We start from the raw sequence: 19,057 nt of genomic DNA, 5'->3' as shown, positions 1-19,057 counted from the left end.
TGCTATTCAGAAATGGAATATTAATGAAGTGAAGCAATGGCAAATTAATGGAATAGCGTCCTAATAGCATGAAATATTTCAAATAGGGAGATTATCATGAATATTGATTTAGGAAACGCGGATGCTGCGGTCGGAATTTCTTTTAGTGTAATTACTGATTTTCTTCGTGAGTTAACCCGACTTGGCCGATTACCGGACCATCTGGAATTTGACCGGGATATTGGAGGACAACCATCTCATATTACCGTTCTTCTCGATCCATTAGAGTTTGTAATGATAACTCAGGGCCCCGATTCTCCCCGAAGTATATTACGTATTTTGGGGACGATCGAAATACGACCAGCTTCCGACCCCAATGCACCTCCATTGACTGTTCCTCTTGAGGCAGCAGCAAAGTTAACAGTCATCTTGGTAGATGCTGATCCAGTTGCGGAGATCGGCTTTCGCTATGATGGAATTGACGGAACTCCTTCCCCTGCTGAAATTGCAAGTGATATCGACAATTTCATGAATAGTTCTGAGGTGCAGGATATACTGACAAATACACGACTACCGATCGCTGATAGCCTTGTGGAGGGTCTGAATAACACAAGATTCATCGATCCCAATACCAAACCAGAAGCTTCTGAATGGGATGTTGAGATTACCTTAACACCTGCTGGCTCTGACAGTGTCGATGCCTTCGTAGTATCAGCCAGTCCACCAACAATGTCTGCAGCATTAACAATAACAGAAAGTTTTGTCGCACCACGAACCGGACTTGCAATAGCATATAACAGGAATTTCCTAGACATGGTTTTGGAGAGAGGCGCCGCTGCCAAAATAGGCCAGGAAGTCGACAGTGCTAAGATAACTTCCTTGTCAATGTCGATGGCTGATAATGGAATTCAAATAACGGGGCATGTGATTCGAGCAATTGATACACCTGTTATAGATGTGGCTCCCGATGTTGATATCGACTTTGATGGTGTGGCTATTCCGGTGTTGATCCGTGGTACAACAGGCATGACGATGGATACATCCGGAATTGATGTAGATGTTGATGACAGCGATGAGATTTTCTATGGAGCGTTGAGATGGGTAATAACCGTTGGAGCGTCTGCACTTCTCTTCACTGGAGTAGGAAGTCTAACTGCTCTAGGGATTCTTTTGTGGTTAACACTTGTACAAAAAGTTTGGAACAGCGGTGTGGAACTTGACAATGCCCCTAATGTTCTCCGGGACAGCTTGGGTTCCGGCCTAGGTGCTCAACTCAGCTTACTTGCTGATTCTCTTGATGATTCAACCCCAGCCGGCGAACTATCTGTTGATGGTACTCCTGATTCAGCTTTAGTAGTGAATGGCAACATGGTCTTGTTTGCTCAGGTCATTATTACTTCGATGATGGCACGGATGCGCTCAGCTGAATATTCTCACAAATTACGACGTTTCGTAATTTTTGAACTTGACGACAGGCGAAAATTCCGTGCTCAAGAATTGGCTAGATTGATGCAGAATGGCAAAATTTATGTATCGAGTTTTCACCAGGTCAATGGAAAATATGTAAGATCTAATCACGATGATTCATCGGCTAATAATTTGCTCAAGGTATTTAAATCCAATGAGACGAGTGAAGTTGTGGTGAGAAATCAATGATGTAATGGTTCTTAGCTCTTCTGAATAATTTTATAACAGCTGGAGTGTTCAGACGCGCTCCAGCACATTATCAACAAAATTATTTAGAAGACTTAGATTTATATAATGGGAATGCTGCAACTTCTATTATTAACCAATGTAATTTCGTTGGAGTAGTTATTTCAACCGATATAATTAAGAAAGCAGCGGATAATTTTTATTAATACCAAATAAGCATATTGTGAAAATTATTCAAACTGACATAATTTATGCTTGGTTTGAATGAAAAAAACATCATAATTTTGTGTGCATATGCTTGCTGATCTATTAGACCGTCGTTCAGAACAAATTACTACGCACTATTTTTCTGCTGGATGCGAAACTGACGCAACAATGACTATCCTAGAGAGACAATGGCTGCAATATCCTATCTGTAGGCCCATCATAACTAGAGTAAATATATCCTAATTCTAATGCATCTTCATAAGACACTAAAAATTCGGGGTATAACTCCGTAACTTGTTTATGAATTTGTTTTATATCGCTTCTCCTCAAACACTTTCCATTTCTTTCAAAGATCTTTTCTCCTGTATGGGCTCTTACTTCATCACAATAACCCACAAGATTAGTGGGATTAATTTTTTTCTCCTTGATATACATACCAGCATTCAGAAAGTGGCAAATTTCATGAACTAAAGTATTTGCCATATTTTGAGGATTCTTTTTTGAGCTAATATAAATGACTTTGTCATCATAAATAATACCTTCCAATTTAGATTCAATTTCTCGTATAGTTGACATATCAGGTGGAAAGTTTTCCGGTAGAACTTCCCCATATTCCTTCTTTATATCATTTCTAATTTTAAAAAAATGCTCTTCAGTCACATTAAAAAATGAATGGATTATGATCTTTTTGGAGTTAATAGCATCTAAGATTTTTTTTGCAAGAACTGATTGGTTTTGTTTAATAATATTAATCGCCGCACTTAAATTTTTCTGAAAATTATCGTTAACATAATTAATAGGTTTTTCAAAAAATTTTGCATTATACACTTTATGTCTCCTGTCTTTGTCGGACTTAAGGCCGGTACCATCCTTATGTTAAAAATCCAGCCGATGATGCCAAGGCAGATACCTGGGCATGTTAAAATCATGATGATATATTGGTGTCAAGGTTAACATCATCATGTCCATAAAAAAAACAAATGAAGTTACTTACAAGGTGTGCCAGTAGTGGCTACGTTGCAAACTCGTCAGTATTAAGTTAATGACGTTTTTTTACATAAATCCTCAAAAATATCTAGTTTCTTACGTGTATCTGTTTTAAAAATTCCATAGCTGCAAATATGTGTGTATATAAAGCGCGATACCTTATTATTGTGTCTGTCAATAAAGTTATTATTTTCTTGATTATTCAATTTATCATGAATGAGATTATAGAAGTTAGCAGAAAAACTTTGTCTTTCCGTTGTTGATTTATTTAAAAACGCAATAGTTTCGTTAAATAAAAAAACAGTCAAGGCTAGTGTTTTTTCTGCTTTATCGCGACGCTCATTAACACTTGAATTTTCCTGAAGCAGCATCAATGACTTATTTTTCATTACGCTCAGAGCATCGTACATTAGAAAATAGCTTTTGGAACGAAAAAAATCATACTTTTGTATTTCCCAAACACTTTTAAAAAGAGATGAAGACAATTTATTTAATGAGTCAATCAGACTATCCTTGTTTTCTTGTTCAGTATTTATTGGTTGCGCTGGAAGATCGAGTTCATTATTTTCTGGTATTTCAGAGGGGGCTGATGGGAATGTCTTTTCTTCATTATTGGTTGTGATGGTATCACCAAAATATATCTGAGATATGCCATTTGCAATACCTAGCATTTCATATTTCACTGATTTAACAGTACGAGTTTGAATTGTTTTAATGGCTATTTGCCGAGATTCTTTAATTTGCTCACCAAAATTTTTAATTTCTCCATAAATGGACTCTAATATGTCTCTTACAGTATTGGGGAATCTCTCTTTTTCTTCGAGTTGCATGTTGTTGTCATTACCTTGTTGTAGCTCCATAAATGCTTTTTTGGCTGCTAGGGAATCCTCTTGAATAAGAGTACATAAACGTTCTAGGACATGAAAAATTTGACAGAAGTGCTCTGGATTATTGACATAAATATCACCAAGTAATTGAATGCTTTTCAACAAAAAAGCACTTAAATATTGCAATGAAACTAACTCATGAGCTATTTTGGCTATTTTACCCATAATCAGTGAGCGTTCGACAAGACTTAAGGGATCGCTAACAATTTCAAATTTTTTAGTTGTTTTATTAAATCGAGTGCTAATAAAGTTTCCACTCTCTTTAAATACCTTACGAATACGTTTTAACTCATTTTCAATTTTAACTTGCTCTTTAGAGTTTCTTGATAATTTTTTTCCTAGCAGTTGATTAGCAAGATTAAGAATTATAAAAAAATCATCAGGTGAATCGAACTGTTCTTTCTCATTTTCTAATTCCGTACTTAACGAATGTAAATAATAAGTTGACAGTTTTTTTATCCAGTCCTTAAAAATTGAATCAGGAATATTTATTTGGGTGTCCGCACATAATTCAATTTCAAGGATTTCAGAACGGATATAATGTTGGCGTAGTACTCCTTCTTTTAGCTCATTATGAGCGACAGTATCTGCCAAGTCAGTATCTGAATCTTTGACAACCATTTTAACAAGTGTGCGAATCAGGATATCACTGTAATTAATACAACTGTCTTTTAATTCAGCAACAGTTTCTTCTAAGGACAGCACTTCTTTATGCTTTTCAAGTTTTTGCTTGGCTTTTAATAAATGCATATATACAGGAGATAATCGACTAAAACGTTGGCTTTTTTCCCCATGTTGTGATGCATATGCATTAATGAATTTGCAGATCGCATCTAAATAAGCTATATCATATTCGTACCCAAGAAAATTAAGACACTTCGTGTCCAGCATATACATTAAATAGGATAAAACTCCCGCACCGATATCATCTGATTTAACTTTTTTTCCATTTTTTCGAGAAAAATAGTATTCTTGTAATTTTTTTATAGTGGCCCGTACTGATTCACGATAATTAGACAGAGCAATATCTGTTCCGTGAATGACGTCAGAACCAATATCTTTAACTTGTTGTGACGTAAAATGCATGGAATGATATTTATTGTCTACTAATTGAAAAATTGGTGGAAAGCCATGAATTTTTCCTTGGCTAGGGACAATCATTTGTTTTAAATGGAGTGAGTAAAGTTCGTTGACATTTTCAATTTCCTTTTTATGTTTTTTTTCTTGGTAATTTTTGTATTCAGAATAAGTGAAAAAAGCTGCAGTGACCGCTAAAACAGCACCAGCAGTAACCAATGAAGGTATTGTTTCAGAGTTGGCCAAAAGACTTAAAGCACTAGGGCTGCCTAACTTTGTTAAATCCAGATTAGTAGGCATAATATACTCTCCTTGTTTTGTTAAATGTTCCTTCAGACTAAGAGTTGACAAATTTGAGTATAGTTAAAAATAAAATAATCAAGCATATTTATCTGCCATTTTTTGACCTCTCAAATAAATAAAAAGAGGGATTGCAGTAAGCACGCATTAGCAGAGTGTAATGCGGGAAGCAGAGTAAATTTATGGCAATAAATAGGTAAGTAACTTTGAACAAAGCAAGCTTCAGGGAAAGGCATTCAGATGAGTATTTATAACGAGTTAAAAGCGCAAATTATTAGGTATAGGGTTAGTTTGTTTCGAGGCTTAAAAATTAAATCATTTGAAACTTGATCACACAACTACCTTTCTGACCATGAGTACAGCGCTTTTATAGATTATATTCTGTTTGATAGAGTAGAGTTTGGGAATCCAAAAAATTCTAACATCATAGGGATGTCAATACCATAAGGAGTTATGTTATGTTTAACACCATTCACAGTCAAAGTGCCATAACCACGAAATCCTGAAAACTCAATTTTATTTTTATCGGCATAAGCTTGTAATTGGGCTTTGACCTCGTCAACATCACCCTTAAAATCACCTACATCAATATTAAGGGTTCTATTCATTTTTCTGTCTATAATAATCGGAATCATATTGACCTCTGTTTAACAAATTTTTAACTCAAAATTTCGGATTTTGCTAAAAGCAACGTAATTGCTTGATTCTCATGGGGGCCAGCGGCAGAATCGAACTGTAGACACGAAGATTTTCAGTCACTTAGTTTAAAAATAATTTATTGGTTTTATTATAAATTATATTGCTTAGAATTACTACAAACATCCTACGATGTATAACAATGTTGTACTTAAATATGCAAATTCCCCACATTGACTTTTAAAATGGTCTTTTATAATTTTGTTAAAATGTACGGTTTTAAAAAAATATTTTCTTAGTAGCGAAAATTTAATTAATAATACAGCATCAATACGTAGTAAAATTTCTTCAATATACGCATCAAGTTTCTTGCTTATTCAAAAAAATATTAAATATAATCAAATAATATCTAATTATAATTTCATTTTTCAATGAGTGTAAAAAACGATAGCATTGGGCTTCACTGAGAACACTATCAAGAGCTGTTTATGCTAAAAATCAGTTGACATTTGTAGTGGAAGACAACTGCTTTTTTTAGATAATTAAGATACCTTATCAAATAGGATGATCTGATGGATATTGAGCACATTAAAAAAGAAATAAAATTATTTTTACTCAATTCTTTTAGGATTAAAGATATTGGTTATTCGGATAATATTTTTGAGACAGGTGCAACGCACTCTTTATTTTTTATTCAATTATTAGTTTTTATAGAAAAGAAATTTAAAATTGATCTTGAGGTTGGTGAGTTTGAGCCAAATCAGTTAACAAGTATTGATGCAATTGCAGACTTTATTTCTCGTAAGCTGCAATTGAGTCACAAATAATTGTGATAAATTTTGGCTATCTAATGCATAGAGTAATGGACATATAATATGGCACAAAAAATACTGACTCTTCTCGGTGCTGGGACAATGGGAACAGGGATTGCACAGCTTTTCGCACAATGCGGATTTTATGTTACTTTAATTGATAATCAGCAATCCCAATTAGATAAAGCAAAAACAGCGATCGCTAAAAATTTACATTATTTGTTGTTAACCCAGACTTTATCGTCTAAACATTCTCTTGAAACAATATTGGCCTCAATTTCTTTCACCACAAAACTCGATGAACTCAATCAAGCCGAATACATTATTGAAAATATTCCTGAAAATTGGGAACAGAAAAAAGCGTTATATCAGCTCTTAAACAAACAGTGCAGTTCAACGTGTATTTTTGGAGTAAATACTTCTTCTATATCTATTACTAAAATCGCTTCGCTTGTGGAACACCCTCAACGCGTTATAGGAACACACTTTATGAATCCAGCCCCCCTCATGCCCATGGTTGAGGTGATTAAAGGATATCATACCGACGATTTGACCATAGAAAAAACCAGAGCATTACTTGAACAAGTACATAAAAAAATGATTGTTGTAAAGGATTCTGTGGGTTTTGTAAGTAATCGAGCGATGATGATTTTTATTAATGAAGCCATTTTTATGGTACAGGAAAATATCGCATCAATCGAAGACATTGATATTTTATTTAAACAATGTTTTGGGCATAAAATGGGTCCATTGCATACGGCCGATTTAATTGGTTTGGATACGGTTCTCTATTCTTTAGAGTCAATCTATTCAGAGTTGAACGATCCTAAATATCGGCCATGCTGGTTGTTAAAAAATATGGTTGATGCAGGGCTTCTTGGACAAAAAACACAAAGAGGATTTTATCAATATGAATAAGGAGAGAAAATTTGCCCCATTATCAACCGCTATATGTAAAACAACGGCAGTTCTTTAATCAATTCATAGAACATTATCTTCAGCCCCAGGTGAAAATCTTTGATAAAGAACAAAAAATTCCACGGGATTTTTTTGATACATTAGCCCAAAATGGTTTTTTAGGTGCAGGTATTCCTAAACAATTTGGTGGGCAACAATGGGATGAATTGACCCTAGGCCTCATGCATGAGGCATTTGCGAAAGAACTATGCTCTTTGGCAAATATTTTAACTGTATTGGGCATGGTGAGTAAATCTCTCTTGCAGTTCGGTTCGCAAGAACAGAAGCAAACCTGGTTGCCTCAGATTGCATCAGGAAAAATTTTAGCAGCGTTAGCATTAACAGAAACGAATATTGGTAGTGATTTGGAGCATGTTGAAACTCAATTATTGGATAAAAATGAAGAGCTTATTCTTACGGGGAATAAAAAATACATCACTTTAGGACAAATAGCAGACTTGTTTTTAGTTTTAGCAAACTATCAAGGACAACCCACTGTAGTTTTAGTTGAAAAAAATACGCCAGGATTAATTATTTCACCAATGTCTAATTTTTTAGGTTTGCGCTCTAATATGCTGGCAGAGCTCTTTTTTGATAATTGCCGTATTCCTAAGGCAAATCTATTAGGCTCTATTGGTATGGGTTTTACTTATGTGGCCCAAACTGCATTAGATGAAGGGCGTTATACAACCGCATATGGGTGTGTTGGTTTAGGCCAAGCATGCTTGGATGCTGCTCGAAGCTATGTGCAACAAAGAACACAATTTAATTGTACGTTAGATGAGCATCAATTAATTCAAAAAATGATCGCGGAAATGATTGTACAAGTTAAAGCAGCCCGAGAATTTTGTTTTTATGTAGGAGGATTGCGACAACAAAAAGATCCAGCCTACATCACTGAAACATTAGTGGCAAAATATGTTGCCTCAAAAATGGTTGTTTTTGTATCTAACCATGCACTGCAAATATTTGGTGCGGCTGGCTTTGAGGAAACTTATTCTGTGGAACGATATTATAGAGATGCCAAGGTAATGGAAATTATCGAAGGAACCTCGCAAATGCACGAGATCCTCATTGCCAAGCATTGCATCAATGAATAGAAGGTAATTTTTATCCTATGAACCTTTCTGATCAATACACAACAATTTGTTGCTTATTCGAAGAACAAGCCAGGAAATATCCAGAAAATACCGCTATTTCTTGGGAAGATCGTCAAATTTCGTATGATGCTTTTAATAAACAAGCCAATCAATATGCACGATATCTGCAAAAAAAAGGGCTATCATTAAATGGTATTGTCGGTATTCAATTGATGCGTTCTTTTGAAATGCTGGTGGCTATCTTTGCTGTATTAAAGGCAGGAGGAGCCTATTTACCGATAGATCCCCTAGCTCCTGTAATTAGGAGGCAAACTATCATCGACGATAGCCAAATCAAATTTCTTATTGTTGATGATACCGCAATATCTACATTATATGATAAAGATAACCTGCAAATATTAGATATTGGTGAAGAGGTGGCTCATGAAGAATCCCATAATTTAAACCTACCTTTAGAAAAACAAAATTTAGCTTATGTGATGTATACCTCAGGTACTACAGGCAAGCCCAAAGGAGTCATGATTTCACATCAAGCTTTAGTTAATCGAATTCTATGGATGCAAAATACATTTCCCTTGCAAAGCCATGACGTATTATTTCATAAAACACATATTTGTTTTGATATCTCTGTGTGGGAGACCTGTTGGTGGGCTATTGCTGGAGCCAGTGTCGTTCTGTTGCCTCCTCAAAAAGAACATGATATTAAGCTATTTGTTCAAATGATTGAACATTATAAAATCAACGTTATTCATTTTGTTCCTTCCGTATTACGTATCTTTTTAAGCTATATTAAAGAGGATTTTTCAATAAATCGCTTAAGTTCTTTAAAATATGTATTCTCAAGTGGAGAGGCATTAGATGCGGGAAGTGTTAATCTATTTAATCAGATATTTCAAGATCAAAAAACACTTTTAGTCAATTTATACGGCCCTACAGAAGTTACCATAGATGTTTCTTATTTTGTTTGTGAAAAGCTCAAGCGTTATCGGACTATTCCAATTGGCACGCCCATACAGAATATCCAATTTTTTGTCTTAGATGAGCAGTTAAAGTCAACGGGTTCTGAACCCGGAGAATTATTCATTTCTGGAGTGGGATTAGCTCAAGGTTATTTAAATAATTCAGAACTTACCCAGGCCGCTTTCATCGATAATCCTTACTTGCCTGGAGAAAAAATGTATCGTACTGGCGATATAGTTTGTTGGAGTAAAAAACAGGAATTATTATTTTTAGGTCGTAAGGATGATCAGGTAAAAGTACATGGCATACGTATTGAATTAGGTGAAATACAATACCATTTGTTAGAGCATCCCAGTATTCAGGATGCTGTAGTTGTCTGTGAAAAAATGGATTCTCTTGATCATCGAATGGTCGCATTTCTAATTGCTCATAACAAACAAATAGAGCTAAGCAAAGCAGAACTTAAATCATTTTTAAAAACCAGGCTCCCAGATTACATGATTCCAGAACATTACATTTGGTTAAATGCATTACCCATAAAAGAAAATGGAAAAATAGATAAGGAGAGGTTACTGAGCTTTATTTAACTTAAAGAGTCGCATGTTCTGAATACAGTTTTACGGTGCATGGACATGAATGATTACGAAAAATGACCTATATTTAAAAGATACAGATAGCGTACAATAAGGTCTTTTAAGATTATGAATATAAATAATAACTCAAACAAAATTGCCATTGTAGGTATGGCTGTAAAATTACCTGGAGCTAACACTCTTGAAGAGTATTGGAATTTATTAAGGTTTGGCAAAGAAGCTGTTAGTCAATTTTCTGCAGAGCAATTACGTCGATCGGGTGTTTCAGAGCAATTAATTGCTGACTCCAATTACAAACCATACCGAGGAATATTAGATGATTTAGAATCCTTTGATGCTCCTCCATTTGCTGGAACCCCTAAAAATTTTGAGTTGTTAGGCATTCAATGCAAAGTGATGTCACATTTAACTTATCGTGCTTTGAGTTCGATGAAAAGCCATACGGATAATTTTATTAAAAATACAGCGGTTTATATTGGTGCCCATAATCAACCACCATCTCATTTCGTAGGGGAGGCATATTATCAAGCAATTGATACACAAAAAACCATAGAAAGATATTATTCAAAAGTCATTGCACCTTATCTTTCTTATCAATTTGGATTTCAAGGAAGTTCTATTGATTTATATACTGCGTGTTCGTCCTCTTTGACTGCAATAATACATTGCTGTCGTGAGTTAAATAGTCATTACTGTGATATGGCAATTGCAGGAGCGACCTTAATCGATGTACCCCAAGAAATTGGCTATCTTTATGAAGAAAACGGATTATTTTCTGTTGATGGTCATTGCCATCCTTTTGATAGTTCTGCATCGGGTACTTTATATTCCAATGGTGCTGGCTTAGTTGTTTTAAAACGACTTGAAGATGCAATTGCAGATAATGATCTAATTCATGCGGTAATTATTGGATCTGCAATGAGTAATGATGGTAATTCTTCAAAAGAAGGATTTATGGCGCCAGGAATTCAGGGCCAATATAATTGCTTGCAAGCTGCTTGGAAAAATGCAGGAATTGATCCAAATGATCTTGATTATATTTCAGCGCATGGTGCTTCAACCAAACTGGGTGATGCAACAGAAATATATGCACTAAAAAAAGCGCTCAGAGACGTTACGAAGAAACATCATTGTCCCATAAGCTCGGTAATAAGTAATCTAGGCCATACGGGTACTGTATCTGGCATGGCTTCAATCATTAAAACAGTACTTATGCTTAAAAATAAGGCTATTGTACCTTCGATTAATTTTGAAACTCCAAATCCAGATTTTATGTTGGAAAACTCACCCCTATACATTGCTACTGAATTTCAAGATTTTCCCAAAATAAAAAAACAGTATTTAGCTGGGGTTTCTAGCTATGGTGCAGGAGGAGGCAATACTCACCTTGTAATGCATAGCTATGATTAATGACATGTGTCTTGTTTTTTAAAAATATAAATAAGCGAATGGGATTATTCAGTTTCTGGATGTGATTTCAATGGTATAAAACGATTGAGTTTACCTGAATACAAATAGACAATTTCAGGCACTTCAATAACTTCTATTTTAGCATGAGGGAAGTTTACTTTATTTAATCGTATGCGGATATTTTCTTGCAATTGATGCTTGTTTATATAGCCGGTGGTTACAATCTTAATTTTAACTCCATCTAGTGTTTGTTCGACCTGATATTCCTGAAGATTTTTTTCTGATAAGAGCGCCCCTAAAAAAAGTGAATGATGTACAAAAATATTGCCAGGATAATTAAAATCACATCCAGGTCGACCTTTAGGTGCTTTGATAAGCTGATGTTGGATGCCACAATCACAGGTTTTATTTAAAAATAAAATTTCATCCGAGTTTTCATAGCGAATTAGTGGTAAAGTATAATTATATAAATTAGTTATATATACTTTGGTTGCCATAACTTCTTTATCAACAGGATGATTGTGTTCATCTAGAGGTTCAATAATGCATTGATCCTCGTTCAAATGCATTTCATCGGTATTAGCTCGGCAATTTAACCCAACTATTCCTTCGGTACAGCCAAAGACATTAAAAACATCTACCTTAGGCCAAGTTTCCTTGATTAAAGCTAACGTTTGTTCAAAAAGTGGTTCTCCGCCCACATAAATAATTTTAGGGGTAATTTTTATTTGTCCTTTTTGAACTAATTGACATACTTTGTGAATGTATGAAGGAGCTGCGGATAATATATCCGGTTGAATTTGATTGAGGCGAGTAATGACTATGTTTAATGGTGTCACCGCCATGGGTAAAAAATACGTATTTTCATGATGTCGCCAAAAGGTTTTTGCTAAAGAATAGGCGGCAATAGAGGTGTTTGTTACAAAAAGGCTCACTGTTTTTGAATGAGCATTTAATTTTGTAGTGACCATTTGCGTGCGTTCGTGATTATAGAGTGGAAAACGAATAAATGCTGTGTGGAATGCTATCCATTCATTCCAATCGTAAATAAATATGCCTCGTTTCCCACTGCTGCCTCCAGTTGCCACCACTTGGTACTTGGACCCTAGATACAAAGTGTCGAGCTTATCATTTTTTTTGCTCATATGTTTTTCTATTAATGCTAATGAAAGCTTAGGATCGGTGACAATTGCATCCCAATTTTCCATTAAAATAGTTTTGTTTATAATAGGAAGCTCTTCTAATCGGTCTTTAGTGAAGTTTTCGACATTGATTTTTGCAAGTGTTTTTTTATACCAAGGAGATTTTGATTTTGCATGAAGTAATATTGCTCTTAGCCGTGTATTGATTAAGTTTTGTAATTGTTCTTGGGAATAGTAGATTGCTTCTTGATTTTTCTGAAACTGTTTTTCGAAATCGAGCATGTGCCGTTCTATTAATTCACATGGGGCTATAGACTGATCATTTGTCTTATCGATTCGACTTAAAAAATGATTGAAGCTATTTAAGAAACAAAAAAAAGACATATCATTACCTTTTTTAATGCTTTTGAGCTTGTTTGAAATACGTCCAAGCTTTTAATCCTCTGATTTTAGTATAGATTGTTTTTTGCAGAGATTTGTTGAAAAATGAATCATCAATTTTTGCATCAAGGTGCAAGTTTAAAAGTTTTATATCTTTAAATATCAATGAAGAAGAGAGTGTTTTATTGAAAAATTATCGTTGTGAAAAGTGTTGGGGATTATTTCAGCTGCCTATAGCTGCTTGAATAGCAATTCGCCACACACTGGGTGAGTTAATTCTTTTCTTCTTGGGGATGGTGTGAAGTTTCTATAAGCTTGCAGAAACTTCACAAAACATAAGCTTATGATAAGACCTACTTGATTAATTCATTTTACCTAGATTGATTATTTGAATTTTACCAAGACAATATTAAGGCAATTTATTGTTAAAGAATGAGAGGATTGCAATGGGTATACATAGTTTGAATAATTTCTTAAGGTTTTTAGCAGATTGCTGTTGTAACTATGAAACAACTTAATCTTAGATTTGGTTGTCGTCTTGGAAGAGCATATATTCCGAAAAATCCAATATGCTATCCCGAAATTTCCATAAGAAATACATTGAAATATTAATTTGAGTCTGCATCAAATCTGCGTTGTTTAATCCGACCCCAAAAAACGTCAAACCAATAGGAAATTAACGCCCCAAAGATGGTTTGATGTCAGAAGAAAACTCGTCTGGATTATCCTTATTCATTTCATCTAAAGCAGCAGATTTAAATAAAGACACTGATTTTGCCAGACCCTTTTCACTACCTCGTACAAAGAGGACTCCTCCTATTACAGCAGAAGAGGTTATGACAGTCCCCGCCGCGGTTGTTACACCTAACCCAGCTGCACCAATTGTTGCCATAAGCAAGCTACTGCCGCCTGAAGGAACAGCTGCTAATATACCAATGCATACTAAAGCAGCACAGGCTAAACTTAATAAGGCAATGCCTATATTTTTCCATACTGAGCTTTTTCCCGAAACTTGTTGAGATAATTTAGCTAATTCGGAAACATTTTTTTCAGTTTTATCCTTATTATCTATTTCCTGAATGGTTTTAGTTGCGCAAGACAAAACTGTAGTAATTTCAGCAAGGTTTTTAGGTCGCGTTAAGTGGGGTTTACCAGCAGTTAGTTTTTTTATATAGACTAATAACCTGTATCCATTTTCATAGAATTGTCGGTCTGTTACAGAAGAATGCGTTTTATTAAAAGCCGCCAATGCTGTTTCAAATGCTTTCAAACTCACATTGTATTCGACAATACCTTGTTCATTGGGATGTTTAACAAACAAATTTTCTAGAGATGCGAAGACCTTATCCATACATGTCTGGGTATCACCTGCTGGTTGATTGAGATATACCTCAAACATATCTTTATCTTTTAAAGTTTCATGGAGAGAACTTGATCCACGAATCGTTTTTCCTGTTATATTCGATGCAGGAAAATGCTTACATCGCTTAAATCCTTCTTCATAGGTTTCTTTAAATAACCCTTCTTCGGTGAGCGCTTTATTATGATATTCCACTGCACGTGAGAGTGCAAAAGCCTCTGGAGATGTTAAGTTTCTCTCAACATTATCTTTTATGAGTTGAAAAACCTGTCTAGAAATTTGCTCTTTAGATTTGCCTTTGCTCCTTAAAGCAAATTCCAAAGCTCTGATATTTTCTGTCAGTTTGTCACGTTTAGTATCCTTGCCAGATCCTGCAAAGATTGCATGATAAATGGATTTGAAATGAGCTACAGTATCAACGTAAAATTTTTTTTCGTTGAAAATATTGGGATCATGCAAGTTATGATTTGTAATATGATTAACCGTATCAAGGTAACCTAAAGCATCCATAATTCGAGCTGCTTTAGTGGCTTCATCAAAACTCGTGGTATTAATATCACCAACCCGTAACTCCACTGTACGCAAAGCATATTCAGAACGTAACTTGTGGTAACCAATTTCTTTCTGAACTGTATTTTTATAAGGTGTATTTAAACCACCTAGAAATTGCACTAGAGTATCTCGCTTTAGCTGTTCGATTACACCTGCGTTATAGAGTACAGGTTTCATTTTTTTTTTGATAACATCTAGCAACAATGCTGAGCGTTTTCCTGGATCATTTTCCTCTCGATAAGCCATCCAAAAGAGTTGGTTTTCATCTGGGTTTAGCAAAAGACTGTCTACTGCTTTGTTCATTGCCATCCTAATGGCATTAGCTGCTTGAGTAGTCAATGTCTTCTCACTGACTCGCTTCTTCAAGAATGATTCGATAGACTTTTTTTGTTGTGCGACCATTTTTTTTGGAGAAATTTGACATGCCTCGGGATCAAAGTATTGGTCTAATGACATCGATTGTCTGATCAATGATTCAAGTAATTGATCTTCAAATAGTTCATCCAATCGTGGGCCATATAGAGCTTGAAATACTTGATTGGTTTTATTATTTAAACCTTCTCCAAAAGCAAAAACTAATGTTTGTTCAGGCTTGGTGTTTTTTAAAAAAGTTCTATCTTCTTGTAAATCGAAATAATCTGTTGGTAAATTGTCATAAAGTCCGCCATCGACAAATTGCTTCTCTACACCATTAATAATAATTGTTACTGGCTTCAGGATAATTGGTATTGAAGCTGAGGCACGACAGGCAAGTGCAATTTCAACATCAGGTGTCAAAGTACTATTAAAGACTTGTATAGTCCCATTGGGAAACTCAACTGCTGGCATATTGAGCTTTTTAAATTTATTTGGGAAATGGTGATTCAGAAGAGCTAAATCACCAAAGGTGATAGTAGGTAATTTTGTTTTAAGTTTTGCTAATAATTCTTGTAGTGTTTGATCGCTTGCAGCGATTTCCTCAATTTTCTCTATGCTGGCTATATTTTTTTTAACGGAACTAATAATATTTTCACGGATAAAATCTTCTAATGGCTTACCATCTCTTGTAATAGCTGAAACACCGGGAGGATTTGTTCCAAATAGAGAGCCAATGCGACTGCCCATCAGGTTTTTGAGATTTGTAGTCAATAATTTATCGCGAAATACTGCTGAAGGCATTCCCAATGCCAACATGGTAGAAGTTATTGCTCCTGCTGAAGCCCCTGAGAGCTCTTTAACTCCTTTAAAAACGCCAGTATCCTCCATAGCCTTATAACAACCAGGATAAACGATACCTTTGGCCCCACCACCACTACAAACAACTCGTTCAATACGCTTAAATTGTGCTTCTTTAATTTGCTCGAGTGTTAAATTGAGATCATCTTCGCAATGCATAACGTCAAATTTTTAAGTTCAATTTCATACATTTAACACTATTCAATTATCTCAAACAAGTTAGAAAAATTTTGTACATCTAAAGAGACAATAGAGGTCTATGTTGTTCAAGGTAAGCAATATTCTTGGAAAATAAATCTATTTAATCAGTTCATGAGACTATTTTTGAACGGTTTCATGGGGCTGTGTCCTTAATAAAACAACCAAACGCCATTTAAACACTCATTTTCAATAACAGTTCTGAATCTATTCTGTTTCGCGAGTTCGTATCGTCAATTATTTAAAAAGTAAAAATTAATTAACTTTTACAGAACATTTAACTAACCTCAAATAAATCTATCATAAGCACTCAAAAGCTGGACTGCGACAACATATTTGAAGAAAGACGAACGGCATTGCATGGGCTTATGGTTTCTACCATAAAACCATGCAGTGATTGTTGCAATAGGATTTTTCTGGCTCAAACTGCTTTAGCCATTTGAGCATTGCTGGTTTGATTATTGGCAATTATAGTATTTATTGCTGCAGGAATAGTGATTTTATGTTCTGTGCAATAATTTTGTAATGCAACATAATCAGGTTCAATTGTTAAATCAAGATTAAATTGTTTTCCAATCTCTTCTATAAGCGTTTTTAATATTTGAGCAGGAACTTCACTACCCACAGCATCTTGAGAAACATAGCTGAGACTAGCATATAAAGCTGAAACCAAAACCTCTTCATTAACGTTCCCTTTTGCTTCGGTTACAGCTAACGTGGTCAGCCAACTGGCAATATCTTTATATTCCTGAGGGATTTTAGCACTGGTTGATTTGATGCAGGAAAATAAGCTAACGCAGCAATTTGTGCTTTGAGTGTCATCACTTTGTGCATTAACACGTTGTTTGAAATTATCATTAAATCGAGTTAGTTGATTTATTAACTCGTTATCGGTAGCTTTTTGACTTTTCTTTCCTTTAAAAAAATGGACCATAGATTACTCCTTTAATCAATAATACGCATTTTAGTGGTTGTTCTATACAACATAAATATTAATAACACAGGCTAAGTGATATTTGAAGCAACATATTCAGATATTTAAAAGGGTATGCTCCGAACTCTATGACCACAAAAACAAAAGATTCAAAATTTGATTTGGATAGGAACAAGATTGCTGAGGCTACTACCTGCTGCTGAGTTGAGAAACAAGCTACCAAGAAGGAGGGTTTTACCAATATCAGGAGACAGAATTATATTTTATTGAATTCGACTTAAAAGTAAAAAAAATTGTACAATATCTACAATTTGTTTGGCGTTAATCCTGTTAAAAATAGTTAATCTGTACGATTAATTTTTGAGGTGAAAGATCTTGAGATATTTTTCTATGGCAAATTGGGTTGCTGGATTATTGGCGGTTGTCGTTGGTTTTACTAGCTCTGCAGCTATTGTTTTCCAGGCAGCAGCAGCTGCTGGAGCAAATAATGCTGAGGTTAGCTCGTGGATTTTAGCATTAGGTGTTGGTACATCCCTTAGTTCAATTGGTTTATCATGGTATTACCGTATACCAATTCTAACCGCATGGTCTACACCTGGGGCTGCATTATTGGTAAGTAGTCTGGCTGGATTCACCTTACCTCAGGCTATAGGTGCTTTTCTTTTTTCTGGGTTGTTAGTTTTTATTGTAGGAATAACCGGATGGTTTGAAAGAGCTATGGTTTACATCCCTAAAGAACTTGCAGCAGCCATGTTGGCTGGGGTGCTCCTTCATTTTGGAGTTAATTTGTTTGTCGCACTGCAATCAGAACCTCTATTAGTTTCTGCCATGATTGCCGGTTATTTTATTGGAAAACGTTTTTATCCTCGTTATATGATGATGATCGTATTAATCATAGGTATATTGGTCGCCTGGTTTCATGGATTGCTTATTGACCAATTCTGGCAATTTGCATTGACAAAACCAGTATGGATAACCCCAGAATTTACCGGGCCAGCATTAATAGGCGTTGGTATTCCTTTGTGTGTCGTGACCATGACTTCACAAAATATTCCAGGCATTGCTGTAATGCAAGCAGCAGGATATAAACCATCAATATCAAAGGTAATTAGTTGTACTGGGTTAACTAACCTGCTCATCGCTCCATTTGGTGGATTTTCTTGTAATTTGGCAGCTATCACTGCGGCAATATGTTCAGGTGAAGAAGCCGATATTGATCCACAAAAACGTTATAGAGCTGTTTATTGTGCAGGTATTTTCTACTTATTAATGGGCTTGTTTGCGTCAACGGTTGTTAGTTTGTTTTCTTCTTTTCCCCAGGCATTAATTTTAGCCATTGCCGGATTGGCATTGTTTGTTACTATTGGAACTAACTTGCAATCTGCATTTAGTTCTGATGAGCAACGTGAGCCTGCTCTGGTTACATTAATGATTACTGCCTCAGGAATTAATGCCTTTGGAGTCAGTGCTGCGTTTTGGGGGCTGCTCGCCGGAATGATTTCTAATCAGTTACTGGTAAACAAACAGAGAGTTTTGCTTAAAAATTAGAGACAAAAGCACATACAAAAATAGAGGTTGCATGAGTGAATTAGTGTTGACCAATATGATCTTTTAAATGCGTCGAACTCATCTCGATAGGTTTCTTTCAAATGGAAACAAACAAAAGGATATGATACCGATATTTTTGAGTGAGCATACTCTATGCACTAAAGACTTA

The 19,057-nt window shown here is 35.2% G+C and carries 13 protein-coding genes; 7 read left to right on the top strand and 6 right to left on the bottom strand.

Going from position 1 to position 19,057, the window contains the following annotated elements; translation table 11 throughout:
* Nucleotides 1–96 precede the first annotated feature (96 nt).
* A complete protein-coding gene (locus tag Lsan_RS20840; RefSeq protein WP_058516011.1) occupies nt 97–1,635 on the top strand; it encodes a hypothetical protein in 1,539 nt (512 codons plus the stop codon).
* 381 nt (nt 1,636–2,016) lie between these two features.
* On the opposite strand, the gene Lsan_RS20835 is transcribed toward Lsan_RS20840, so the two are convergent.
* From Lsan_RS20835 to Lsan_RS20825, 3 genes are all read right to left on the bottom strand, one after another.
* Complete coding sequence (locus Lsan_RS20835; RefSeq protein ID WP_058516010.1) at nt 2,017–2,667, bottom strand: hypothetical protein; 651 nt, start codon at nt 2,665–2,667, stop codon at nt 2,017–2,019.
* Nucleotides 2,668–2,873: 206 nt separating this feature from the next.
* On the bottom strand, nt 2,874–5,090 hold the full coding sequence (locus Lsan_RS20830; protein WP_058516009.1) for a hypothetical protein: 2,217 nt from the start codon (nt 5,088–5,090) through the stop codon (nt 2,874–2,876).
* A 374-nt stretch (nt 5,091–5,464) separates the two neighbouring features.
* On the bottom strand, nt 5,465–5,698 hold the full coding sequence (locus tag Lsan_RS20825; RefSeq protein ID WP_133134236.1) for a hypothetical protein: 234 nt from the start codon (nt 5,696–5,698) through the stop codon (nt 5,465–5,467).
* A 600-nt stretch (nt 5,699–6,298) separates the two neighbouring features.
* Between Lsan_RS20825 and Lsan_RS20820 the strand changes: the two genes are divergently transcribed.
* The 5 genes from Lsan_RS20820 (at nt 6,299) to Lsan_RS20800 (ending at nt 11,558) form a co-directional block, all read left to right on the top strand.
* Nucleotides 6,299–6,553, top strand: a complete 255-nt coding sequence (locus tag Lsan_RS20820; protein ID WP_058516007.1) for an acyl carrier protein — start codon at nt 6,299–6,301, stop codon at nt 6,551–6,553.
* Nucleotides 6,554–6,601: 48 nt separating this feature from the next.
* The gene (locus tag Lsan_RS20815; RefSeq protein WP_058516006.1) at nt 6,602–7,456 is read left to right on the top strand and encodes a 3-hydroxyacyl-CoA dehydrogenase family protein; all 855 of its coding nucleotides are present in this window, start codon (nt 6,602–6,604) and stop codon (nt 7,454–7,456) included.
* An 11-nt stretch (nt 7,457–7,467) separates the two neighbouring features.
* The gene (locus Lsan_RS20810; RefSeq protein ID WP_058516005.1) at nt 7,468–8,595 is read left to right on the top strand and encodes an acyl-CoA dehydrogenase family protein; all 1,128 of its coding nucleotides are present in this window, start codon (nt 7,468–7,470) and stop codon (nt 8,593–8,595) included.
* Nucleotides 8,596–8,612: 17 nt separating this feature from the next.
* Nucleotides 8,613–10,142 (top strand): amino acid adenylation domain-containing protein, encoded by a 1,530-nt coding sequence (locus tag Lsan_RS20805; RefSeq protein WP_058516004.1) that lies wholly within the window; start codon nt 8,613–8,615, stop codon nt 10,140–10,142.
* 114 nt (nt 10,143–10,256) lie between these two features.
* Nucleotides 10,257–11,558, top strand: coding sequence for a beta-ketoacyl synthase N-terminal-like domain-containing protein (locus Lsan_RS20800; RefSeq protein ID WP_058516003.1), 1,302 nt, complete (start codon nt 10,257–10,259; stop codon nt 11,556–11,558).
* A 44-nt stretch (nt 11,559–11,602) separates the two neighbouring features.
* On the opposite strand, the gene Lsan_RS20795 is transcribed toward Lsan_RS20800, so the two are convergent.
* From Lsan_RS20795 to Lsan_RS20785, 3 genes are all read right to left on the bottom strand, one after another.
* Nucleotides 11,603–13,084 (bottom strand): phenylacetate--CoA ligase family protein, encoded by a 1,482-nt coding sequence (locus Lsan_RS20795; RefSeq protein ID WP_058516002.1) that lies wholly within the window; start codon nt 13,082–13,084, stop codon nt 11,603–11,605.
* Nucleotides 13,085–13,757: 673 nt separating this feature from the next.
* On the bottom strand, nt 13,758–16,367 hold the full coding sequence (locus tag Lsan_RS20790) for a patatin-like phospholipase family protein (protein WP_058516001.1): 2,610 nt from the start codon (nt 16,365–16,367) through the stop codon (nt 13,758–13,760).
* 460 nt (nt 16,368–16,827) lie between these two features.
* Nucleotides 16,828–17,340, bottom strand: a complete 513-nt coding sequence (locus Lsan_RS20785) for a hypothetical protein (protein WP_058516000.1) — start codon at nt 17,338–17,340, stop codon at nt 16,828–16,830.
* A 375-nt stretch (nt 17,341–17,715) separates the two neighbouring features.
* On the opposite strand from Lsan_RS20785, the gene Lsan_RS20780 reads away from it, so the two are divergent.
* Nucleotides 17,716–18,888, top strand: coding sequence for a benzoate/H(+) symporter BenE family transporter (locus tag Lsan_RS20780; protein ID WP_237762229.1), 1,173 nt, complete (start codon nt 17,716–17,718; stop codon nt 18,886–18,888).
* Nucleotides 18,889–19,057: the final 169 nt, after the last annotated feature.

Source organism: Legionella santicrucis, from assembly GCF_001468135.1.
In the GTDB taxonomy this organism is placed as follows: Bacteria; Pseudomonadota; Gammaproteobacteria; order Legionellales; family Legionellaceae; genus Legionella; species Legionella santicrucis.
The sequence above is the reverse complement of the archived record's forward strand: the minus strand, read 5'-3'. Positions and strand labels throughout refer to the sequence as shown.